21 protein-coding genes are annotated in these 21,298 nt (G+C 66.6%); 6 read left to right on the forward strand and 15 right to left on the reverse strand.

Annotated elements, in window-relative coordinates; all coding sequences use genetic code 11:
• The first annotated feature begins 318 nt into the window (after window positions 1-318).
• On the forward strand, window positions 319-1,776 hold the full coding sequence (locus tag CVV68_RS06130) for a catalase (RefSeq protein WP_110500272.1): 1,458 nt from the start codon (window positions 319-321) through the stop codon (window positions 1,774-1,776).
• Window positions 1,777-1,811: 35 nt separating this feature from the next.
• On the opposite strand, the gene rsmI is transcribed toward CVV68_RS06130, so the two are convergent.
• Window positions 1,812-2,762 carry a 16S rRNA (cytidine(1402)-2'-O)-methyltransferase gene (rsmI, locus tag CVV68_RS06135; protein WP_110500130.1) on the reverse strand — a complete coding sequence of 317 codons (951 nt, stop codon included), beginning with the start codon at window positions 2,760-2,762 and terminating at the stop codon, window positions 1,812-1,814.
• 46 nt (window positions 2,763-2,808) lie between these two features.
• Between rsmI and CVV68_RS06140 the strand changes: the two genes are divergently transcribed.
• Window positions 2,809-4,500 carry a dolichyl-phosphate-mannose--protein mannosyltransferase gene (locus CVV68_RS06140; RefSeq protein WP_110500131.1) on the forward strand — a complete coding sequence of 564 codons (1,692 nt, stop codon included), beginning with the start codon at window positions 2,809-2,811 and terminating at the stop codon, window positions 4,498-4,500.
• A gap of 279 nt (window positions 4,501-4,779) precedes the next feature.
• On the opposite strand, the gene CVV68_RS06145 is transcribed toward CVV68_RS06140, so the two are convergent.
• The 4 genes from CVV68_RS06145 to CVV68_RS06160 all read right to left on the reverse strand — a co-directional run bounded on the left by CVV68_RS06145 (window position 4,780) and on the right by CVV68_RS06160 (window position 8,223).
• Window positions 4,780-5,079, reverse strand: coding sequence for a helix-turn-helix domain-containing protein (locus CVV68_RS06145; RefSeq protein WP_110500132.1), 300 nt, complete (start codon window positions 5,077-5,079; stop codon window positions 4,780-4,782).
• Complete coding sequence (locus tag CVV68_RS06150) at window positions 5,076-5,465, reverse strand: type II toxin-antitoxin system RelE/ParE family toxin (RefSeq protein ID WP_110500133.1); 390 nt, start codon at window positions 5,463-5,465, stop codon at window positions 5,076-5,078. Before CVV68_RS06150 ends, CVV68_RS06145 begins: the two co-directional genes overlap by 4 nt.
• 350 nt (window positions 5,466-5,815) lie before the next feature.
• A complete protein-coding gene (locus CVV68_RS06155; protein ID WP_245933380.1) occupies window positions 5,816-7,144 on the reverse strand; it encodes a TIGR01906 family membrane protein in 1,329 nt (442 codons plus the stop codon).
• Between the two features lie 86 nt (window positions 7,145-7,230).
• Complete coding sequence (locus CVV68_RS06160) at window positions 7,231-8,223, reverse strand: stage II sporulation protein M (protein ID WP_211320734.1); 993 nt, start codon at window positions 8,221-8,223, stop codon at window positions 7,231-7,233.
• A 66-nt stretch (window positions 8,224-8,289) separates the two neighbouring features.
• Here CVV68_RS06160 and CVV68_RS06165 point away from each other — a divergent pair, with 66 nt between their 5' ends.
• Window positions 8,290-9,078 carry an RDD family protein gene (locus tag CVV68_RS06165; RefSeq protein WP_110500134.1) on the forward strand — a complete coding sequence of 263 codons (789 nt, stop codon included), beginning with the start codon at window positions 8,290-8,292 and terminating at the stop codon, window positions 9,076-9,078.
• A gap of 31 nt (window positions 9,079-9,109) precedes the next feature.
• Here CVV68_RS06165 and CVV68_RS06170 read toward each other — a convergent pair whose 3' ends face one another.
• The 6 genes from CVV68_RS06170 to CVV68_RS06195 form a co-directional block, all read right to left on the reverse strand.
• Entirely contained in the window at window positions 9,110-10,354 is a 1,245-nt protein-coding gene (locus tag CVV68_RS06170) for a L,D-transpeptidase (protein ID WP_110500135.1), read from the reverse strand.
• A gap of 358 nt (window positions 10,355-10,712) precedes the next feature.
• Entirely contained in the window at window positions 10,713-10,979 is a 267-nt protein-coding gene (locus CVV68_RS06175; protein ID WP_110500136.1) for a type II toxin-antitoxin system RelE family toxin, read from the reverse strand.
• Window positions 10,976-11,245, reverse strand: a complete 270-nt coding sequence (locus CVV68_RS06180) for a type II toxin-antitoxin system Phd/YefM family antitoxin (RefSeq protein WP_110500137.1) — start codon at window positions 11,243-11,245, stop codon at window positions 10,976-10,978. Before CVV68_RS06180 ends, CVV68_RS06175 begins: the two co-directional genes overlap by 4 nt.
• 124 nt (window positions 11,246-11,369) lie before the next feature.
• Window positions 11,370-12,272, reverse strand: coding sequence for a diacylglycerol/lipid kinase family protein (locus tag CVV68_RS06185; protein ID WP_110500138.1), 903 nt, complete (start codon window positions 12,270-12,272; stop codon window positions 11,370-11,372).
• Window positions 12,269-13,846, reverse strand: a complete 1,578-nt coding sequence (locus CVV68_RS06190) for a glycerol-3-phosphate dehydrogenase/oxidase (RefSeq protein WP_110500139.1) — start codon at window positions 13,844-13,846, stop codon at window positions 12,269-12,271. The genes CVV68_RS06185 and CVV68_RS06190 overlap by 4 nt, the downstream gene beginning before the upstream one ends.
• Window positions 13,843-14,466: a TetR/AcrR family transcriptional regulator gene (locus CVV68_RS06195; RefSeq protein WP_110500140.1), complete on the reverse strand. Its 624-nt coding sequence runs from the start codon at window positions 14,464-14,466 to the stop codon at window positions 13,843-13,845. Before CVV68_RS06195 ends, CVV68_RS06190 begins: the two co-directional genes overlap by 4 nt.
• A gap of 17 nt (window positions 14,467-14,483) precedes the next feature.
• Between CVV68_RS06195 and CVV68_RS06200 the strand changes: the two genes are divergently transcribed.
• The gene (locus CVV68_RS06200; protein WP_110500141.1) at window positions 14,484-16,160 is read left to right on the forward strand and encodes an FAD-binding oxidoreductase; all 1,677 of its coding nucleotides are present in this window, start codon (window positions 14,484-14,486) and stop codon (window positions 16,158-16,160) included.
• Window positions 16,157-16,990 (forward strand): SDR family oxidoreductase, encoded by an 834-nt coding sequence (locus CVV68_RS06205; protein ID WP_110500142.1) that lies wholly within the window; start codon window positions 16,157-16,159, stop codon window positions 16,988-16,990. Before CVV68_RS06200 ends, CVV68_RS06205 begins: the two co-directional genes overlap by 4 nt.
• Here the strand turns inward: CVV68_RS06205 and CVV68_RS06210 are convergent.
• From CVV68_RS06210 to CVV68_RS06225, 4 genes are all read right to left on the reverse strand, one after another.
• The gene (locus CVV68_RS06210; protein WP_110500275.1) at window positions 16,974-17,891 is read right to left on the reverse strand and encodes an MBL fold metallo-hydrolase; all 918 of its coding nucleotides are present in this window, start codon (window positions 17,889-17,891) and stop codon (window positions 16,974-16,976) included. The two genes, CVV68_RS06205 and CVV68_RS06210, sit on opposite strands and share 17 nt — an antisense overlap.
• A gap of 39 nt (window positions 17,892-17,930) precedes the next feature.
• Window positions 17,931-19,439 (reverse strand): adenosylhomocysteinase, encoded by a 1,509-nt coding sequence (gene ahcY, locus CVV68_RS06215; RefSeq protein ID WP_110500143.1) that lies wholly within the window; start codon window positions 19,437-19,439, stop codon window positions 17,931-17,933.
• A 91-nt stretch (window positions 19,440-19,530) separates the two neighbouring features.
• Complete coding sequence (locus CVV68_RS06220) at window positions 19,531-19,710, reverse strand: hypothetical protein (RefSeq protein ID WP_110500144.1); 180 nt, start codon at window positions 19,708-19,710, stop codon at window positions 19,531-19,533.
• Window positions 19,711-19,860: 150 nt separating this feature from the next.
• Complete coding sequence (locus CVV68_RS06225) at window positions 19,861-20,271, reverse strand: DUF3499 domain-containing protein (protein ID WP_245933381.1); 411 nt, start codon at window positions 20,269-20,271, stop codon at window positions 19,861-19,863.
• Between the two features lie 75 nt (window positions 20,272-20,346).
• On the opposite strand from CVV68_RS06225, the gene CVV68_RS06230 reads away from it, so the two are divergent.
• The gene (locus CVV68_RS06230) at window positions 20,347-20,868 is read left to right on the forward strand and encodes a metallopeptidase family protein (protein WP_170133100.1); all 522 of its coding nucleotides are present in this window, start codon (window positions 20,347-20,349) and stop codon (window positions 20,866-20,868) included.
• Window positions 20,869-21,298 lie beyond the last annotated feature (430 nt).

The raw sequence follows: 21,298 nt of genomic DNA on the forward strand, positions 1-21,298 counted from the left end.
GCAAGCGATTCAGTCTGCCCCCGATCCCTTCCACCGGTCCGCACCAGGCCGACCCCACAAATCACCACGGCGGGATATTGCCAAGTCCGTCCCGAAAGGGTCCGCGAAACGGATGGTCCTTTCACTCATTCAATGGATTTTCGAATGCTGCTCGAAGGCTCGCCGCGCACTCTTGACCGGCAACCGAAAAGGGAGAAAGGTGGGCCTTGGCGTCTCATCGACGATTGCCTGAGCCCGCCAGCCTGATTCCATTTTGAATCGTGTGACCCACCAACGGACCAACCAGTCTCTAAGCATCAGCCAAAATTAGGGATGAGCATGACTGACGAAAATTTCACCACCAACAATGCCGGCATTCCGGTTGAGAGCGACGAGCATTCCCTCACGGTGGGACCTGACGGACCGATTCTCCTGCAGGACCACTATCTCCTCGAAAAAATGGCGCAGTTCAACCGTGAACGTGTGCCCGAACGGCAGCCCCACGCCAAGGGCGCCGGTGCTTTTGGCACCTTCGAGGTGACCGCGGATGTCAGCGCGTACACGAAGGCTGACCTGTTCCAGCCCGGCCGGAAGACGGAGTTGCTGGCCAGGTTTTCCACCGTGGCCGGGGAGCGTGGCAGCCCTGACACCTGGCGTGACCCCCGCGGCTTTGCCATCAAGTTCTATACGAGCCACGGGAACTACGACATGGTGGGCAACAATACACCGGTCTTCTTCATGCGCGATCCCATGAAATTCCAGGACTTCATCCGGTCCCAGAAACGCCGTGCGGATACCAACATGCGCGACAACGACATGCAGTGGGACTATTGGACGCTGGCGCCTGAATCGGCCCATCAGGTGACGTGGCTGATGGGCGACCGGGGCATACCCAGTTCCTGGCGGCACATGGACGGGTTCTCCAGCCATACGTACATGTGGGTCAATGCCACCGGTGAAAAATTCTGGGTCAGGTACCACTTCAAAACCGACCAGGGAATCGGGTTCCTCTTACAGGAGGAAGCGGACCGGCTGGCCGGCGTCGATGGCGATTTCCATACCCGAGACCTGCACGATGCGATTGCGCGCCAGGATTTTCCCAGCTGGACGTTGAAGATGCAGGTCATGCCGTTCGAGGAGGCCAAGACCTACCGCTTCAACCCATTTGACCTGACCAAATCGATTTCACAGAAGGACTACCCGCTGATCGAGGTGGGCAAAATGACGCTGAACCGGAACCCGGCCGACTTCCACACGGAGATCGAGCAGGCGGCCTTCGAGCCCAACAACATGGTGCCGGGCATCGGGCCAAGCCCGGACAAAATGCTGCTGGGCCGGTTGTTCTCCTACGCGGATGCGCACCGCTACCGCATAGGGACCAACTACAACGAGTTGCCGGTTAATTCCCCTCATGCGGCACAGTTGCGCAGCTATTCCAAAGACGGGAACATGCGGCACCACAATCCTGGCGACCCTGTCTACGCCCCAAACTCGAAGGGCGGCCCCAGCGCCGACACCGAACGGTATGGCGAGCCTGCCGGCTGGCAGTCGGACGGCGGCATGGTGCGCGCCGCGGCCACACTGCATGCTGAGGACGACGACTATGGCCAGCCGGGAACGCTGATCCGGGAGGTTCTTGACGACGCGGCCAGGGAACGGCTGGTCAACAACATCGTGGGTCATCTGCTCAATGGGGTCAGTGAGCAGGTGCTGCGCCAGGCCTTTGACTACTGGCACAAGATCGACCGGGGTGTCGGCGACCGGGTGGAAGCGGGAGTCCGCAGTCAGCAAAAGTAAAAGTGGTTATCCATTTCGTGGACCCTCAACGGACGCTACCCGCGGGCGGCGAGCACGGCGCTGTACAGCTCGCGCTTGCTGACATGGACGTCGTGGGCGATGACCGCCACGGCTTCCTTCATGCGCATTCCCTGGCCCATCAGCTCGTTCACGGCAGCCACGTGGTCCTCGGCCGTGCCGGGATCGGAGGCGGGGGCGCCCGCCACCACAATGGCAATCTCGCCGCGGATCTCCGCGGCCTCCGCCCATTCCAGCAGGCCCGAAAGCGGCTTGCGGATCACTTCCTCATACGTTTTGGTCAGTTCCCGGCACACGGCTCCCCGGCGTGCCGGGCCGAACGCGGTGTGCAGCGCGCGCAGCATGGTTTCCAGGCGGTGCGGTGCCTCAAAAAACACCATGGTGCGCGGTTCCAGGGCAAGGTCGTGCAGCCGCGACGCGCGCTCCCCTGACTTGCGCGGCAGGAATCCCTCAAAGCAGAAGCGGTCGGTGGGCAGGCCGGAGAGGGCCAGCGCCGTCAGCACGGCGGAGGGTCCGGGCGCCACAGTCACCCGCACGCCGGCGGCGACGGCGGCTTCCACCAGCCGGAAGCCGGGATCGGACACGGAGGGCATGCCGGCGTCGGTCACCATGAGCAGGACCTTGCCGGCCTGCACCTGGGCCAGCAGCTCGGGGGTCTTGGCAGCCTCGTTGTGCTCGTGGTAGCTGACAATCCGACCGGAGACGGTGACGTCCAGCGAGGTGACCAGCCGGTGCAGCCGGCGGGTGTCCTCGGCCGCCACGATGTCCGCGTTTCCGAGCCAGGAAACCAGCCGGGCGGAGGCGTCGCCCATGTTGCCGATGGGGGTGGCCGCCAGGACGATGTAGCCCTCCCCTTGGGCCGCTGCGGGTGCAAGCGACGAATCCAGCGCCGCATCGGCCAAGGCGTCCGCCGAAGCATCCGGCTCCGTGTCGGTGCCGGCAGGTTCCAGATCCAGGTTTTCTTCCATAACACCAGCGTAGTTGGCCCGGGCAACTGCCACTCACTTGGGTACCATGGGCAGGGTGCACAACATTGCCGCGGAAGCCGACGCCCCCGCCCCGGAGCTCCCCGCAGCATCCCCCGAGCCGCCTGCCCCGCGCTGGCTCCAGGACCCCGCGCAAGCGTTCACGCAGACTGCCCTGGCCCGGAGGCTGAGCGGCATCCGGGCCAGCTTCCACCAAACACCGGCAAGCCTGCGCCTCTGGTTTTGGCTCGCCCCCGCACTCGCCGCCCTCATCGGCGGTGTCCTGCGCTTTGTCCGCCTCGGCCAGCCCCACTCCCTGGTTTTTGACGAAACCTACTATGTCAAGGACGCCTACAGCTACCTGCAAAGCGGCTACGAACGCAACTGGGCGGAGAAGGCCAACGACCTCTTTAACAAGGGCGACTTCAGCGGCCTGCAAAACACGCCGGAGTATGTGGTGCATCCGCCCGTAGGCAAGTGGATGATCGCGTTCGGCATGTGGCTGTTTGGCCCGGACAGCACGTTCGGCTGGCGGTTCTCGGCGGCGCTGGTGGGGACCCTGTCCATCTTCCTGCTCGCACTCATCGCGCAAAAGATGTTCCGCTCAACCATCCTGGGTGCCGTGGCGGGCCTGCTCTTCGCCGTCGACGGGCACGCCATTGTCCAGTCGCGCACCTCCCTGCTGGACATCTTCGTCATGTTTTGGGCGCTGGTGGCCTTTGGAGCCCTGCTGATGGACCGTGATGACGGACGACGCCGGCTGGCCGCCCGCCTCGCCCGCCTCACCTCCCCGGACGGCCGGGTCCCGGGGAAGCACCTGCTGTACGGTCCGTGGCTGGGCATGCGCTGGTGGCGGCTGGCGGCCGGAATCTCACTGGGCCTGTGCACGGGCACCAAGTGGTCCGGGGTGTTTTTCCTGGCAGCCTTTGGCCTGATGACCGTGGTGTGGGACATGAGCGCCCGGCGCATCGCCGGGATCAGGTACTGGGTCACGGGCGCCATTGTCAAGGACGGCGTTGTCGCCTTCGCCAGCATGGTCCCGGTTGCCGCGGCCACCTACCTGGCCACGTGGACGGGCTGGTTCCTGTCCAAGGACGCCTACGACCGCAACTGGGCCGCCTCCAACCCGAGCGAAGCGTGGGGGTGGGTTCCGGCGTCGCTGCGGTCCTTGTGGCATTACCACCTGACGGCCTACAACTTCCACACCGGGCTCGAGACGGACCACCCGTACAAGGCGAATGCGTGGTCGTGGCTGGTCATGGGCCGCCCCACGTCCTTCTACGCGCAGTATCCGCTCAAGGGCGAGTCCGGCTGCACCGTGGACAAGTGCGCTGCCATGGTCACGAGCCTCGGCAACCCGCTGATCTGGTGGGGCGGCACGCTGGCCCTGCTGTTCCTGATCGGTATCTGGGCCGGCCGGCGCGACTGGCGTTCCGCCGCCATCCTGGTCGGCTTCGCCGCAGGCTACGTGCCATGGCTGCTCTACGCGGAACGGACCATCTTCTTCTTTTACGCCATCGCGTACGAGCCCTACATGATCCTTGCCGTCACCATGGTGCTGGGCATGATCATGGGCAAGGCGGGTGATCCCCCGTGGCGCCGGCAGCAGGGCGCGCTGCACGCCGGCATCTTCGTGGTGCTGGCAGTGGCCCTGAGCGCCTACTTCTACCCCCTGTGGTCCGCCGAGGTCATCCCCTACGAATACTGGCGCCAGCACATGTGGATGCCCAGCTGGATCTAAGTCCGGTGGTCGAGCCGGCCGGGAACTCGACTTGCGTCTGCGTTGATCTCAGCATCTCCAGGCAACGGCGACACGCCCGCCTGCAGAAACCTTTCCCCTGGATTACTTTCCACTCAGATGATGGATAGCGAAAGTTTGCGGAAGAGGTGGTAGCAGCTGCTGGCGGCTGCGCTGCCAATGACAGCCATACCAAAGGCAGGACCATGACAGGTACAAGCTGGACCAAAGTGGCCGTATTTGGTAGTTCGTGATCCCGATCGCTGGCTGGATCGTCCAGGTTCACGCCGCAATTCGCAGCGTGCCCCCAAGGGCGTGGGCTATCCTCGCCAGCATGACGCCGCCCGGGGCCTGGGCGCCGTTCTCAATGGCGGAGATAACCGCCTGGCGGGTGCCCGCACGCCGCGCCAGCTCAGTCTGCGACAGGCCGGCCGCTGTGCGGGCGTTGTAGACCAGCTCGGCGAGCTCCAGCCGGGCCTCCGCCTCGACGGACGCGGCATCGTACGCCGCCCGATCCGCGCGGCTCATGGCGGACAGGGAATCGTCCCGGACCTGATCCCAGGGTGTTGTGGGCTGAGTCATAGTTTCTTCCTTCCCTTCCTAGCGGTGCCCTCTTGTGGTGCGGTCGTGGCGTCCTGTGCTGCAACGCGGGCTGCCTCGTGGGCAGCCTGCGCCCGCCGGGCCCGCAGGATCTCCGCCCGCTCGTTCATACGCTGCTTCCGGAACGTTGTCAGTGTCACAGCCTGGCGTTCCGGATCGAGAACGTAAGTGATGCGGCGGGCAATGTTCTCGGCGGTGAACCTCAGCTCAAGCAATCCCTCGCCCAATGGCTTTGCGTGCGGCATCCGCAGCATGTGCCCTTGAAGTGCCAGTCGTTCAAAAATCCTGTCCGTTGCTGCCTTGCCCGCCGGGGACAGCCCTAGGTGCCAGGTGCGGACTTCGCCGGACAAGAGAACAGTCCATCTCATACACCGAATATATCATAAAGAGACTATCTGACATAGAAGATATTCGACGATGAAAAGGACTCCGTGACCACCTATTTAAGGGTTCCAAAGGCGGTGGCTCGGCGGCCTCGCATGAGACCCGCACGGTCCTGATGGCGTTTGCGGACGTGGATATCGCCGCCCCTGCGACATTCGTTGGCGGGGCGAGCTCGCAGTCATGTGGGCCGACTCCGACGTGAACACGGGCCGACGCCGGCACGACTTTGGCAGGGGAAAATGCCGCCGTTTTTCGCATTTTGCCGCCGCTGAAACGGCGGCATTTTGCGGGAGCGGCGGCATTTCCCGCATTGGCAGGCCAGGCTCGGGGCGGCTTACTGCGCGGCTGCCCTCCGGCCGGGGCGCTTGGCCCGGGTCACTGCCTGGCGTCGGTCCTTGGTGGGCCAGGTGAAGGCCAGGGTCAGGGAGGAAACCACCAGCACAAATGCGCCGATGAAGATTCCACCGTCGGACCAGAACTGGCTTGGGAAGAGGCGGATCAACGTGTCGTCCGTGTAGAACGTCCAGGTGCCGTTGGCGAAGAAGACCTTGTGGAAGTCGGTGAAGAACGTCTCCCAGCCCATGAGCGCCAAAACACCCAGGGCAATGATCAGCACCAGCGTGGCGATGGAGCCGGCAAACAGGCCCCGCCGGACCCCGCCCACGCTCCGCCGGGACAAGTAGATGATGCCAATGACCATGACGATGGCCAGCACCAGGCCCAGCAGGAAGGCAAGGTCGATGAGCGATTTAACGTCCGCCATGTGTGCCACTTCGCGTTCCAGGAACAGCGGGACACCCTTGTCGTTGACCAGCCCGCCCAGGTACCGCGGACCGGCAAAGTTCAGCAGGTAGTCAACAGTGTACGAGCCGTAGGTGAGGCGGTCGTCCGTCGAGAAACCAAACGAATCCGCGGGGAAGCCCGGGCGGTGGTATTCCACCCACAGGAAAGCATTGGTGGTGACGAGCCTGATGGCCAGCACCAGCAGCACCACCGGGTAGAAAACCGCCAGTAGCACCTGGAAAACGCGGGGCAGCACGGGCTTGGTGTTGGCGGCCTGCTCGCGGGCGGCCACGCGGCGGTCCACTTCCTCCTGCGGCGGGCGGACCTGCAGCATGGTGGTGGGCGACTGCTCAACGAAGACTTCCGGCTTCGCTTCGGCAACAGGGCCGGCCTTGGCAGCGGGCCCAGGCTTGGCAGCGGGGGCGCTGACGGCAGCCGGGGCAGGCTTGGCGGCTTGGGTGGAAGGCGCGGTCACCGCGGCAGCAGCAGTTGTCGCAGCGGGCTCCGCCTTCGCGGCGGAGGGCGAAGCAGCCGCCGCAGGGGTGCTTGACGCCGCAGGTTCCGTCTTGGCAGCGGCAGTTGAGGCAGTGGGCCCGGTCTCGGCAGCAGACCCGGACTCAGCCTCCGAAGGCCACTTGGGCATCCGCGTGGCCGGGCGCATGGGCTCGGGATCCCCGTCGGCGGGCATGTCGATCTTGATTCTGCTGCCGGCGGGCTTCTCGGAGTAAGGGGCACCGCCAACGCGTGGACCGCCGTCGGCCGGGGCGGGCGCCCCCTCCGGCGCGGCAACTGAAGCAGCGCCCGACGGCGCGGCTGGCATGGCAGCGGTTGCGGGTGTTGCTGAGGCGGGTGGCACTTCCGGGTGCTGGTTCTCTGTCACACCGGCAAGAATACCGGCCGAAGCTGACCGGGGGCTGCTGCCACCCCGGGCAGTGGCCAAACTGACACCGCGCTCAGAGGTGGGGTTCAGGCGGAAATCGCGGCAGCACCGGCGTCGTCCGCGGAAAGGTCCCCGCGCTCCCCGCCCAGCCAGGCACGGCGTCCCAGCACCAGGGTGTAGGCCCAGTACGCGGTCAGGACTAGTGCGCCAATGCTGATTTTGACCCAGACGGGCAGCGGGCTGGGGGTGACGTAGGCTTCCACCAGCCCGGAGATGAACAGGACAAAGACCAGTCCGACGGCGGTGGTCACCAGGGAGCGGCCCTCCAGTGCCAGGGCGTCGAGCCGGCGGCGGGGGCCGGGGCTCACCCAGGCCCAGAAGATGCGCAGGCCCGCGGCGGAGGCGATGAAGATGGCGGTCATTTCCATGAGGCCGTGCGGGAGGATGTAGCTGAAGAACGTGTCGGCGCGGCCGTAGGCGAACATGACGCCGGCGGTCATGCCCACGTTTTGGGCGTTCATGAACAGCGAGTACGGCACGAACACCCCCGTGATGCCCAGGGCGACGCATTGGGCGGCGATCCAGGCGTTGTTGGTCCACACGGAACCGGCAAAGGAGGCGGCGGGGTTTTCGGAGTAGTAGTCGACAAAGTCGTGGTTGACCAGCTGCTCGAGGCGGGCGTCGCTGCCCATGGCCGCGAGCACGGCGGGGTTCCCGGCCGCCCACGCCGCGAAGAGCGCAGCGATGACCATGAAAACAGCGCCCACAATGACGGTCAGCCAGCGCAGCCGGTAAAACGCCGCCGGCAGGGAGATGGCAAAGAAGCGGGCCACGTCCACAAACACATTGGACTTCGCCCCGGTGAACCGGGTGCGGGCGTTGGCCAGGATGGCGGAGAGGGAAGCGGAGAGGGCGCTTTCGGCGGCCAAGGAGCGGATCAGGGACAGCTGGGCGGAGGTGCTTTGGTACAGCTCCAGGAGTTCATCCGCTTCGGCACCGGTGAGCCGGCGTTTCCGGGCAAGGGCATTCAGCCGCTCCCATTGCGGGCGGTGCACTGCGGTCAACGCGTCCAGGTCCACCCCGCCAGCCTACCGGGAAAGGCGAGCGGCGGCCCGCGGCACGGCCGGGCTTACTAGACTTGCCTTATGTCCGCGATTATCACCGGCGAGGCCGTTGTCCTGGAACTTCGCCCCGCGTCGTTTGCCGCCAGGTCGCTGGGTTCAGCCATCGACGTCCTGGTGACCATTGCGCTGATCATCGGCGCCGTGTTCGTGATGGGCGCGGTGCCGAACTTCCTGGACCTGGCCGCGGCCCGCGCCATTGTCCTGGTGACACTGGTGGGCATTGTGGTGGTGCTGCCCATCGCCGTGGAGACCGTTACCCGCGGCAAATCCGTGGGCAAGCTGGCCATGGGGCTGCGGATAGTGCGCGACGACGGAGGCTCCATCCGCTTCCGGCAGGCCTTGATCCGTGGTCTCCTGGCGGTGTTTGAGATCTACATGTCCCTGGGCTCCGTGGCATTCCTGGCGTGCCTGTTCAACGACAAGTCCAAGCGTCTGGGCGACATGATGGCCGGTACGTACGCCATCCGCGACCGGGCGCCGAAGTCCCTGCCGCTGCAGGTGCACACCGTGCCGGCCCTGGCATCGTGGGCGCAGCTGGCGGACATCGGCCGGCTGCCGGACCCGCTGGCGCGCCGCATTTCCGTGTTCCTGCGCCAGGGCGGGCAAATGGCCGCCGCATCGCGCTCATCCATGGCTGTTGCCTTGGCCAATGAGGCTTCTCCCCACGTGGCGCCGCTGCCGCCGGCCGGCACTCCCCCGGAGGTCTTCCTGGCCGCTTTGATTTCCGAACGTCGGGACCGGGAGTTCAAGCGGCTTTCGGCCGCGGAGGAGCAGGCCACGCGGTTGCGCGCCCGGATCAACGCCGGCTGATACCCGCCGGACGCGTTTCCGGCATTGACTGTTACTTGTTGCCGTACTGGGCGAACGGGATGTTCCAGTCGCCGAAGCCGTCGGTGGGCGCGATGGTGTTGGTGGGGTCCGGCGTGCCGACCATGTGGACGAGGTCGCCGGGCAACATGTTGTTGAACACCCAGGAGGCGCCCTCACGGTCAAGGCCGATGCAGCCGTGCGAGAGGTTGACCTTGCCCAGGTACGGGATGGCCACGGGCGCGGCCAGGTGGATGAAGATGCCGCTGTTGGCCAGGCGCGTGGCGTATTCGACGTCGAGCTTGCCATAGTAGGCGGGGTCACCCGGCTTGAGCCCGATGGTGGAGGCGTCGAAGGTGGCGTACCGCTGCTTGTCCGCCGTGAGCACCAGGAAGCCGGCGGCCGAGGGGAAGCGTTCGTCGCCCATGGACGCCAGGAACGTCCTGGCCAGCTTGTCGTTGACGAAGATGTTGACCGTCTTGGCCGTGGCGTCCGCCTCCATGACGACCTTGTCGCCAATGTTGATGGTGTTGGTCTTGTTGAAGTTGCCGATCATGCCGTTGCCGTAGTCGACGCCGAACAGCTTGATGTCAACCTTGAGCGCGGAGCCGGCCGGCCAGTAGTCGGCGGCGCGGTAGCGTGCCATGGTGTCCGAATACCAGTGGAACGAGCCCTTCTGTCCGGCGGCGGAAGTGATTTTGATGGCCTTTTCGACGGCGGCCTTGTTGGTCACCGGTTCGCTGAAGTGAAATTCCAGCGGCTGGGCCACGCCCACGGTGGAGTCGGCGGCCGGATACATCCACATGTCGGCTTCGTGCGAGTCAGGGATGGTGGCGAAGGTGCTGACGTCGGTGGACAGGTTGCCGTTGTCATCCATGGTGGTGACGCTGAACGTGTAGTTGGTGTTGAAGGCCAGTGCCGAGCTGGAAATCCACTTGCGACCGCTGACGAACAGTTCGCCGTCCGTTGTGGCGCCGGTGTCCGTTTCCTTCAGGATGGCGCTGTACACGGTGCCGGTCTTGACCTCGGCCACCACGGGCACGGCAGGGTTGTAGTTGGTGGCGCCTGCCTTGGGTGCCACGGCCAGTTCCACTGGCGCGGCCGGCGGGGTTGTGCTTGCGACGGCCGAGGGCTTCGGGGTGTTCGCGGCGTCCCCGGGAAGCCACGAATTGGCGGTGGCCGCACCTACGCCGCCCACGCCGATGGCCAAGGCGACCACGGAGATCACTGCGATCTTCCACCCCTTGCGAGGCTTCCTGGCAGTTCCCAACTCCGGCATGCATTCTCCCCAATTCGGTGGACTAACCCCACGATGGCAGCACGTGACCTTACACGGCTAATGACCGATTTTACGCCATGGTGCCGCCGCGGACGGTTAAGCAGTGCCTCCGGGTGGTTGCGATTGCGTAACCACTGGCACGGTGGAGGTCAGTAGCGGGAACCGCGGCACCCACCTGACCAAGCAGGTGGCGCCCTCCAAAGATGGCCATATTCCTCCGAGGAGGTGCTCCTTCACCCATGATGGTCAATCCCCTATTTCGCGGCGGTTGGGCACGATCGCATCAAGTTCTTCCCGCCTGTCATCTCGGCACCAGCGAAACATGGCGTCATGCACGTTTGTCGGTCCCCCACTTCCTTCAGCGCCCTCTGTAGACCTCGCGTCGATGTGCTGCGCGAAAGATCACGACGAGGAGTTTGCCGTCGTGGATCTCGTACAGCACCCGGTAGTCTTCGATTCGGATCCGCCAGGCATTTTCGTCTCCGGCAAGCTTCTTCACACCGTCCGGCCGCGGATTCTCCTCCAGAAGGGTGATGGCGGCCAGGATACGGCGCCGAAGAGGTTTATCTGGCTTGTTCAGCTCCTTGAGGGCGGCCCTGGTGAAGTTAACGGTGCATCGACTCAACGGGTGATGCCGTTCGCCGCCAGCACATCGTCCAGGCTAATCCTTTCGCCGTCATCCTCCTCGCGGGCGTGGCGAAGGGCAGCCAGGTCCTCGCGATCATCCAACCGTTCCAACATCTCCAGGTCCTCCGGACCGATGAGAATGGCCGCGACCTTCCCGCGGCGCGTGATGCCGATGCGCTCGTGGCCGAAGGTGGCCCGGCTGATGGCATCGGAGAGGCCGGCGCGCAGTTCGGCAACGCTCATGGAGCTGGAAGTCTCAGTCATGCCTCTAGAATACTCCTAAACGTACAAACCGACCATAGTTGTGGCTTTGTTCATCTAGAGGGAGGGCTGCCCATTCCAGCTGGCCGTCGCTGCCGGAGGTCTACGCCCTGCAACGGATCCCCGCTTACCAAAAAACCGGCGAGTCCGCCGGCACCAGGACCTTGACCGCCAAGGGCGCGATCCCCACCGTCACGGGCAGGGATGCCACCCGCTCGCCGTCGGCGTAGACGTTCAACGGCCTGTTGGCGCTGATCGTCACAGTGCTTCCGCGCGTGAAGCTGACATTCGCCTGGCCCAGGTGTCTGCCCCGGTAGGACCGCAAAAATGTTGCCGCCACGGCCAGGATCGACGCGCGTCCCAGGGAGACCACGTCCAGCCGGCCGTCGTCGGCCAAGGCCAGCGGGCAGATCCGCAGCCCTCCCCCGTACTGGCCCACGTTCCCCACGGCCACAAACCACCCGGGGAAGGTCGTCTCGCTGCCGTCCACGGACAGCGTGAACGTCACGTCCTTCCACTCCAGGAAGGCCTTGAGCCCGCCGTACAGGTACACGAACGGCCCCAGGTTCAGGCGCGCATTGTTGCCGTACTCGTTGGCGAGCCCGTCGAAGCCGACGTTGGCGACACCGAAGTACGGACGCCCGTTGACCAGCCCGAGGTCGAGTTCCCGGACCACCAGCCCACCTATGTTCCCGACCACCTTGACGGGGTCAAGCCCCAGACCGAGCCGGCGCACCGTGTCATTGCCCCGGCCCCCTGCCAGGGGAAGGACGACGGCGCCGGACTCCCGTGCCCCTGCTGCCGCGGCCCCCAGGAAGCCGTCCCCGCCCAGCACGGCCACCAGGCTTCCCCCGGCGGCGGCGCGCGCCTGCGCCGTGGCGTCCGCCAGGCCCGCGGTGATGGAAACCGTGGCCTCAAATCCAGCTGCCCGCAGCGCCTCGGCGGTCCGGTGCAGGAACCGCAGCCCCCGGCCGCGGCCCGACGTCGGATTGACCAGCAGCAGCGCCGGACCTTTCGCCAGCGCGCTCACTCCGCGTCCCCGTCGCCAAAAGTGCCTGCGAGCGCCAGGATCTGTTCGGCCCGCCCGCGCGCCTTGGCCGCGTCGGCGGGCACGAAGGCCAGCCGGGTGCGCCGTTCCAGCAGATCCGCCACGCTCGACGCCCCCTCGGCGCGCACCGCAAACAGCAGCTCGGCGCCAGTAATTTCGGTCCCCTCGAACAACGGCTGCGCCAGGAGCGGGTCCTGCCGCTGGAGCGACTGCACTTCAGCGGCCTCCGTCCCGTACTTCTCCACCAGCCGGGCCGGCGCGTCATCGGCTTCAAGCTCCCGGACGGAGGCCGCCCCCACCAGCGGCAGCGTCCTGGTCCGGCACGGGGAATCCACCCCGAGCCGCGCGGTGACGGCATCCACCGCGTCCTGGGCCATCCGCCGGTAGGTGGTCAGCTTCCCGCCCACCACGGTGATGGGCGCACCGGGAACGTCACGGACCAGGTGCCGGCGCGAAATGTCGGCTGTGCCGTCGGGGCCGCCAGGGCCGTGGCCGTGCGCGGCAGTCACCAGCGGACGCAGCCCCGCAAAGGATCCGACCACGTCGCCGCGCGCCAGGGGCACCGCCAGAATGGTGTTGACAATGTCCAGGAGGAAGTCGACGTCGTGCTCCGGAACCGGCGGGTGATGGCCGTCCGCGCCGTGGTCCTCCTCGTCCGTGAGCCCGATGTACACGACGCCGCCGGGTTGCGGCAGCACAAAGACGTACCGGCCGAAGTGCCCCGGCACCGCAACGGTGTGCGCTGCGTGGGGGTTGCCCAGCCGCTCGGAACGGACCACCAGATGCGTCCCACGGCTGGGAGTCACGCTCAGCTGCGGCTCAAAATCGGCCGACCACACACCGGTCGCGTTCACCACCACCTTGGCCTTGATGCCCACCGGCGCTCCCGTCCGGGTGTCGACGGCGTCCACGGTGGTCGCGGTCAGGCCCGTGGCCTTCACGTCGCGCAGCACGTGCGCGCCAAGCGCGGCAGCGGTCCGGACGACGCCGAGCACCAGCCGTGCGTCGTCCACCGCCTGCCCGTCCCAGTACAGGATGCCGCGCCGCAGCGCGTCGGTGTCGAGGGCGGGCACCAGGGCTGCCACGGCCTGTCCGGACAGCAGCTGGGGCCGGGGCAGCACCTTGCCGCGCAGCCCGGAGAGCCTGCGCAGCACGTCATAGATGACCACGCCTGCCCCTGCCGCCAGGCCCTCCCAGGCCGGGGCGCTGCGGACGTCGGGGATGACGAAACCGAGCGGGCGGACCAGGTGCGGGGCGATCCTCTCCATCAGCCAGCGCCGTTCCACGGCCGATTCCCAGGCCACGGCGAAGTCCATCTTGGCCAGGTACCTCAGCCCGCCGTGGATGAGCTTGGAGCTGTAGCCGCTGGTCCCGGACGCAAAGTCGCCGCCCTCCACCAGGGCCACGCTCAGCCCGCGGCTCACGGCGTCCAGGGCCACTCCGGCCCCCGTGATGCCCCCGCCCACCACGGCCACGTCCACGGAGTGCCCGGCCAGGTGCTCCAGCGAGCGCCGGCGGGAATCGTCATTGATCCAGCTCGGATTTGGCACGCTCATGCCACCACCCCATTCGCTCCAGCTTTCGACGGCGTGGCGCCCGACGGCGCGAGATACCGTTCCAGCATCTTCTTCAGTTCCGCCAGGGACGCCTCGAAGGCATTCGTCTTCAGCAGAACCCGGGAGGACAGTGCCACGCCCTGGAGCGCGAGCAACAGCGTGACCGCGGTACCCTCGGACGCCTCGATGCTGCCGTCCGCCATTCCGGCGTCGAGCAGCGCGCGCAGCTGGTCAAGGATCAGCTCCTGGCTTGCCCCGAACCTGTCCGTCACATACGGGATGAGGAATTCCGGGTCGCGCTCGGCAATGGAGGCCAGCAGCTCCGAAGTGGCGAACACCCGCACGCTTTCCACCGCGAAGTGCACCAGCTGCTCGCGGCCGGTGCCGGTGGGCGTCCCGGTCCGCACGGTGCCGGCACGGGACCGGAATTCCTGGGTGAGTGTCTGCAAAACGGCGTTCTCCACCGACCCCATCCGGCGGTAGAACGTCATGCGGGAGATCCCGGCGCGCTCGGCAATGTCGTTGGCCGTGGTGCGCCGGACGCCGTGGAGCACCACGGCGTCCCGGGTGGCGGCGATGAGCTCTTCATCTGCCCGCATGGTGGTACGTTGTGACTTCATGTGTCACACTGTATCCCATGGTGACCCACTTCACAGAAGAAATTTCCCCTTCGGTCTGGTACGGCTGGGGCGACCCGGCGCGGGCCAAGCCACTGGCACCCGGCGCCCTGGAGTTTCTACGCCGCACGCTCCGGCTCGCCAGCGTCGAAGCAGTCCACCCGCCTGTTGACCTCGCCAACGTCCGCGTGGGTCCCAGCGCGCTTGACGCCATGGTGCTGGCGGAACTGGGCGCCATCACCGGGGCCGGGCACGTCTCCACGGAAGCGGCGGAACGCATCCTCCACGCCGGCGGGAAGAGCACCCCGGACCTGCTGCGCCGCCGCAGCGGCGACGCACTCGACGCCCCGGACGCCGTCGTCTTCCCGGGCAGCAGCGCGGAGGTGGCCGAGCTCCTGGCCCTGTGCGCGAAGCGGCAACTGGCAGTGGTCGCCTTTGGCGGCGGAACGTCCGTGGTGGGCGGGGTGGAGCCGCTGCGCGGGCGGTTCGCCGGCGTCATCACCCTCGACTTGCGCCGCATGAACCGGCTGCTGCACGTTGACCCGCTGTCCCGCACGGCCACCTTCGAGGCGGGCATCAGGGGCCCTGCCATCGAAGCCGCCCTGGCGCCGCACGGTTTCACGCTGGGCCACTTTCCCCAAAGCCACCAGGAGGCGACGCTGGGCGGCTACGTGGCCACCCGCTCCGCCGGCCAGGCCTCCACCGGCTACGGGCGCTCGGACGATCTGGTCAAGTCGGCCCACCTGGAAACCCCGGCGGGGCCGTTCGACGCCGGCTCGCTGGCGCCCGGCACCGCCGCCGGACCCAAGCTGCTCGACGTCGTGGTCGGCAGTGAAGGCACCCTGGGCGTCATCACCCGGGCAACACTTAAGGTGTCCCCGGCCCCGGCAGCCAAAGTGTACGGATCATGGTCCTTCCCGTCCTTTGCGGCCGGGGCCGACGCCCTGCGCCGGCTGCGCCACGACGGCGTCCGCGGCGACATGCCGCATGTGTGCCGCCTCAGCGACACGGATGAAACGGCGTCGACCTTCAAGCTGGGCGGCTGGAAAACCGGTGCACTGTCGCGCTACCTCTCGGTCCGCGGCCAAAAGACGCCGGCGCTGGCACTCTTCGTCTGGGAAGGCGACGGACGCCAGGCCCGGGCCCGCAGGCGGCGCAGCGCACGGATCCTGCAGCGGGCCGGCGGCATCCCGCTGGGGCCGGTGCCGGGAATGTCCTGGGAGCACGGTCGGTTCAGCGGCCCGTATCTGCGCGACGAGCTGCTGACCCGCGGCGTATTCGTCGAGACACTTGAAACGGCCGCCACCTGGGGACGCGTCGAGGACACCTACGCCAGCGTGCGCCGGGCCATCCTGGACGCGCTGGAAGTGAACGGCGCCGCAGCCTACGTCCAGACGCACATTTCCCACGTCTATTCCGACGGCGCCTCGCTCTATTTCACCTTCCTGTCCGGGCTGGAGAAGGACGCGCTGGCGCAAAACGCCCGCGTCAAGGCGGCGGCCTCGAACGCCATCGTCGCGGCCGGCGCCACCATCACCCACCACCACGCCGTCGGGATCGACCACGCACCCTACCTGGGCGCGGAAATCGGGGACCTGGGCATCAAGGTCCTGGCGGGCATCAAAAACACGCTGGACCCCGAAGGCATCATGAATCCCGGCAAACTCATCCCCATCGACACGGAGGAAACACCATGACCGGCACCATCGAATCCCTCACCGGCTCGACCGTCCTGATCACCGGCGCCGCCATGGGCATGGGCAAAATGTATGCCCACCTCGCGGTGCGCGACCACGCCGCGCATGTTGTCCTCTGGGACATCAACGGCGAACTGCTGGAGGCGGCCGCCGCCGAGCTGGGCGGCCGGGGATCGGAGATCCACACATACGTGGTGGATGTCAGCAAGCTGGAGGCGATCGAGCAGACGGCGGAAATGGTGCGCAACGACGTCGGCACGCCGGACATCCTGATCAACAACGCCGGCATTGTGCGCGGCAAGTACTTTTGGGAGCACGAGCAGCGCAGCGACATTGCGGCGACCATGGCGATCAACACGCTGGCCCTGATGCATATCACCCGGGAGTTCCTGCCCGCCATGATCGACGGCGGTCGGCCGTCCCGGATCGTCAATGTGGCCTCGGCGGCCGGGCTGCTCGCCAACCCGCGCATGAGCGTCTACTCCTCCTCCAAGTGGGCCGTGATCGGGTGGAGCGATTCCCTGCGGCTGGAACTGAAGCAGGCCGGCCACCGCCACATCAAGGTCACCACCTTCTGCCCCTCCTACATCAAGACCGGCATGTTTGAAGGGGCCCGCGGGCCGCTCATGACACCGCTCATGGAACCCGCCGCCGTGACGGAGCGCGTGTGGCGGGCCATGAAGGAGGGCACGCCGATGCTCATGATGCCCTGGACCGTGAAGCTGAGCACGGCGCTGCGCGGAGTCCTGCCGATCGCCGCCTGGGACGTGGTGGCCGGGCGCGTTTTCGGTGTCTACAAATCCATGGAGCACTTCACCGGCCGGAAGTAGGTCCGCGCAGATAGTCCAGCTGCGCCTCGACTGAGAGCCGCGCGGCGCCCTGGAGATTGGCCGGCACGTCCGCATAGACGACGGCGGTCACCGCTCCTGCGGTGGCGGCCGTGCCGTCCCTTTCCAGAAGTACGACGGCGGCACTCACCTGGGCCAGCCGCTCCCGCCGGTGTGCCAGGTAGGCGGCGGCGATTTTGGCCAGGTCCGGAAGCACGGGGCCGTGGCCGGGCAGCACGGCGACCGGGGCGCCGAGGATTTCAGCAGCCTGCCTTTCGCCGGCCTGCGTGTCAGCGAACTGGCTGCCGGCGTCTTGGCCCGAAGCAGCCCGGCCCGCAGCGGTTCGGCCTCCGTCGTTCCCGGCGCCGAGGGCGCGCAGCTTTTCAAGCGAGTCCAGGTAGTCGCCCAGGCGGCCGTCCGGGTAGTCAAGCACCGTGGTGCCCTGGCCCAGCACGGTGTCGCCGGTGAGCACCTGGGAGGTGCCGGCGTCGTCCGTCAGGGAAGGCTCCTTCAGGGCAGCGTCCATCATTGCCGGGTCCGTCAGGACAAAGCACACGGAATCGGAGGTGTGGCCGGGGGTGGCCAGCACTTCAATGTCCACCCCTGCGGCACGGATCAGCTCGCCGTCGCGCAGCGGCTCTCCCCCTTGGCAGAAGTCCGGGTGGGCGGCGCGGACCGGGGCACCGGTGAGCTCGCGGAGGCGGGCGCTGCCCCCGGTGTGGTCTTCGTGGTGATGCGTGATGAGGATCAGCTCCACGTCGCCGGCCCCGGCCAGAGCGCCCAGGTGCTCCTCGAGCAGCGGGCCCGGGTCAACCACCACCACGGTGGCGGATCCGGGGGCGGCCAGCACATAGCTGTTGGTGCCGTCCAACGTCATAGGCCCGGGGTTGTCCGCGCGCAGCATGCGGCTGAGCGGGCCGGTCTCCTGCCAGTCCACCACGGTTTAGTACCGGTAGTGGCCGGGCTTGTACGGGCCCGCCGGGTCCAGGTCAAGGTAGGCGGCCTGCTCCGCGGTGAGCTCGGTCAGCTCCACGCCGAGGGCGGCCAGGTGCAGGCGGGCCACCTTCTCGTCCAGGATCTTCGGCAGCACATACACATCCTTGCCGTACTCGCCGTTGCCGATCTTTGCTGTCCCAGCCTTCGTGAAGATCTCAATCTGCGCGATCACCTGGTTGGTGAAGGAGTTGGACATGACGAACGACGGATGGCCCGTGGCGTTGCCCAGGTTCAGCAGGCGGCCCTCGGAGAGCACGATGATGGAGCGGTCAGGCTCTCCCGTGGCCGGGTTTCCCTTGTCGAAGACCCACTCATGGACCTGGGGCTTGATCTCCACCTTTTCGACGCCGTCGATCCTGGCGAGGCCGGCCATGTCGATCTCGTTGTCGAAGTGGCCCACGTTGCCCACAATGGCCTTGTTCTTCATCTTCAGCATGTCCGCGGCCGAGATGATGCCCAGGCCGCCGGTGGTGGTGATGAAGATGTCGCCCTGGCCAAGCACGGACTCCAGCTTCGCCACCTGGTAGCCGTCCATGGCGGCCTGCAGCGCGCAGATGGGGTCGATCTCGGTGACGATCACGCGCGAGCCCTGCCCGCGCAAGGCTTCCGCGGCGCCCTTGCCGACGTCGCCGTAGCCGCAGATGACGGCCACCTTACCGCCGAGCAGCACGTCGGTGGCGCGCATCAGCCCGTCAGGCAGGGAGTGGCGGATGCCGTACTTGTTGTCGAACTTGGACTTCGTGACGGAGTCGTTGACGTTGATGGCAGGGAAGCGCAGCTTTCCCTCGGCGGCCAGCTGGTAGAGGCGGTGCACGCCGGTGGTGGTTTCCTCGGTGACGCCGTGGATCTGCGCGGCGATGCGCGTCCACTTCTGTCTGTCATTTTTCAGTGATTCGCGGAGGGCTGCAAGGAAGATGGCGCCTTCCTCGGAGTCGGCGTCCGTGGTGTCCGGGACCCGGCCCGCGGCCTCAAACTCGGCGCCCTTGTGGACCAGCATGGTGGCGTCTCCGCCGTCGTCCAGGATCATGTTGGCGCCCTTTTCGGGGTCCTCGTCCGCACCCGGCCAGCTGAGGATCTGCTGGGCCGCCCACCAGTAGTCCTCCAGGGTCTCGCCCTTCCAGGCAAAGACGGGGACGCCCTGCGGGTTCTCCGGGGTGCCGCTGCCAACCACGATGGCCGCGGCGGCCTCGTCCTGGGTGGAGAAGATGTTGCAGGACGCCCAGCGGACCTCCGCGCCAAGCGCCGTCAGCGTTTCGATCAGCACGGCAGTCTGGACGGTCATGTGGAGGGAGCCGGCGATGCGGGCACCCTGCAGCGGCTGGCTGTCCTTGTACTCCTTGCGGAGGCTCATCAGCCCCGGCATCTCAAATTCGGCAAGGCGGATCTGGTGCCGGCCGGCGGCGGCCAGGCTGATGTCGGCAACCTTGTAGTCCGATGTGCTGAGGGTGGTGCTCATGGGCGTGTCCTTTAGGGGGCTCGGGGCGGCGGGAGATGTGGCGCATCTGCCGGTGCGGGCCGTGCCCGCGCCGGATCGTGTGCGGGTGGGGTCAGGAAGCCAGCTGGTTGGGACGCAGCAGCAGGGCGATGCCCTCGTCGATGGCATAGCGCAGCGGGGTGCCATCCGGGCCGGCGGTGGTGCTGAGAAGTTCGTCGCCCTCCTGCACCAGGGTGGATCCCGTCACCGGGCAGCGCAGCACTGACAGCAGCTCGTCGCTCATTTTCGCCATGGACTTCTCTTTTCCTTCGGTATTAGCCTTCGCCATTGGTCCGGGGGCCTTGGCTGACCAGTCTAGTCGGGGCGGCTGAGGTGTGGCGGTCCGTTGCGCCCGCTCCCCCAACGCCGTATCACCGTTGGCGCAAAAACGCGCAACGCCGTATCAGTCGCGCAAGACGCGCAGGTGGCCGCGGCGGCCGGAACCTTGGGAATCCTGCTGCGCGCCGGCCGGCGGCATGTTTGGCCGCTCCAGCGTTGGGCGGGAATCGCGCTGGGCTTGGGGTCCGGCGTCGTGCGGTTCAGCGTTGGCGGCCTCACGCACTGCGTCGACGAGGGCCAGAAGGTCGTCGGGTCCGGGCGGCGGGGGTGTGTCCGATCTGGCCAGCCGGATTACGTCCCAGCCCAGCGGCACCGTCAGGCGCGCCGAGTGCTTTGAGCAAAGATCGTAGCAATGGGGCTCGGCAAAGGTGGCCAGCGGGCCAAGGACGGCGGTGGAATCGGCATAGACGTACGTCAAGGTCGCGACGGCCGACTCACGGCAGGCGGATCTGGTGCATTGACGAAGGGTTCCCACGATTCCCAAGATTACCCGTGTTTGACGCATTTTCCCGCCACGGCGCATCTGGTCCGCGTGAACTAGAGTGAAATGATGCAGTCCAATGCCCAGGAACCAGGTTTCAGCGTAACGTTCAACGAAGGCCCTTCCGCGCCCGTGCGTTCCTTTGTCCAGCGCCGGCGCAACCGCCACGGCCGCGGGCTGCGCGGACCCCTCCTGCTGCCGGGGATGCCGGCGGCACGGACACGCAGCGAAAAGTTTGAGGACCTGGTGGTGGACTCCGCCGAACGCCTGAGCGAACTGTGGAGTGCGCAACTGGCCGATGTGGAGTATCTGGTGGAGGAAGTCCCGGACAACCTGGAGGCCCTTATTGCTTCCGGCGCGCAGGCTCCGCTGGGCAAATACTCCGCAGCCGTGCCGTCGGGGTCCATCTCCGCGACCACGCATCCGCTGATTGTGATTTACCGGCACCCTGTGGAGGCCCTGTGTGATTCCCCGGGCCAGGTGCGTGAACTCATCCACGAAGTCCTCATTGAGCAGGTGGCGGGGCTGCTGAACATCGACCCGGACAGCGTTGACCCGCTGTTTGGCCGCTTCCGGCACGGCGGGACCTGACGGGCGTTGAGGTTCGGGATCATGACCCGCCCGTTGAGCTCATGCGTGGCGTCCCCGTGCCAGCGCAGTCCCCACGGGGGGTTCCCGGCTCAGGAATACGTCTGCTGGCGCAGCGTGGCTGACACTCCTTATAACGAACATTTGGACACTACGTCTGGACGCGTTTCTACTTCTGCCATTCGCAGGGTGCGCCTGCAGCGCTGCGCATAAACTTTCGGACTTCCGACATGCGCAACGCTGGTCGGGCGTGCTGCGCATATCGGCGGGCTAGTTTCTTCATGCGCACGCTACTGCTCCAGCACTGCGCAGCTCGAGCTGTGGCGCAACGCGAGCACGGCGCGCTGCGCATAAACGTTCGGACTTCCGACATGCGCAACGCTGGCCGGGCGCGCTGCGCATAAACGTTCGGACTTCCGACATGCACAGGATT

It is taken from the genome of Arthrobacter livingstonensis (assembly GCF_003219815.1).
GTDB lineage: Bacteria > Actinomycetota > Actinomycetes > Actinomycetales > Micrococcaceae > Specibacter > Specibacter livingstonensis.

Bases quoted from the DNA above. Each gene is read 5' to 3' on its own strand.
- CVV68_RS06150 (WP_110500133.1), bottom strand. From the start codon at position 5,465: ATGAGATGGACTGTTCTCTTGTCCGGCGAAGTCCGCACCTGGCACCTA.
- CVV68_RS06170 (WP_110500135.1), bottom strand. From the start codon at position 10,354: ATGCCGGAGTTGGGAACTGCCAGGAAGCCTCGCAAGGGGTGGAAGATC.
- CVV68_RS06205 (WP_110500142.1), top strand. From the start codon at position 16,157: ATGACCGGCACCATCGAATCCCTCACCGGCTCGACCGTCCTGATCACC.
- CVV68_RS06180 (WP_110500137.1), bottom strand. From the start codon at position 11,245: ATGACTGAGACTTCCAGCTCCATGAGCGTTGCCGAACTGCGCGCCGGC.
- CVV68_RS06140 (WP_110500131.1), top strand. From the start codon at position 2,809: ATGGGCAGGGTGCACAACATTGCCGCGGAAGCCGACGCCCCCGCCCCG.
- CVV68_RS06190 (WP_110500139.1), bottom strand. From the start codon at position 13,846: ATGAGCGTGCCAAATCCGAGCTGGATCAATGACGATTCCCGCCGGCGC.
- CVV68_RS06210 (WP_110500275.1), bottom strand. From the start codon at position 17,891: ATGCTGCGCGCGGACAACCCCGGGCCTATGACGTTGGACGGCACCAAC.
- rsmI (WP_110500130.1), bottom strand. From the start codon at position 2,762: ATGGAAGAAAACCTGGATCTGGAACCTGCCGGCACCGACACGGAGCCG.
- CVV68_RS06145 (WP_110500132.1), bottom strand. From the start codon at position 5,079: ATGACTCAGCCCACAACACCCTGGGATCAGGTCCGGGACGATTCCCTG.
- ahcY (WP_110500143.1), bottom strand. From the start codon at position 19,439: ATGAGCACCACCCTCAGCACATCGGACTACAAGGTTGCCGACATCAGC.
- CVV68_RS06220 (WP_110500144.1), bottom strand. From the start codon at position 19,710: ATGGCGAAAATGAGCGACGAGCTGCTGTCAGTGCTGCGCTGCCCGGTG.
- CVV68_RS06130 (WP_110500272.1), top strand. From the start codon at position 319: ATGACTGACGAAAATTTCACCACCAACAATGCCGGCATTCCGGTTGAG.
- CVV68_RS06200 (WP_110500141.1), top strand. From the start codon at position 14,484: ATGGTGACCCACTTCACAGAAGAAATTTCCCCTTCGGTCTGGTACGGC.
- CVV68_RS06165 (WP_110500134.1), top strand. From the start codon at position 8,290: ATGTCCGCGATTATCACCGGCGAGGCCGTTGTCCTGGAACTTCGCCCC.
- CVV68_RS06195 (WP_110500140.1), bottom strand. From the start codon at position 14,466: ATGAAGTCACAACGTACCACCATGCGGGCAGATGAAGAGCTCATCGCC.
- CVV68_RS06230 (WP_170133100.1), top strand. From the start codon at position 20,347: ATGCAGTCCAATGCCCAGGAACCAGGTTTCAGCGTAACGTTCAACGAA.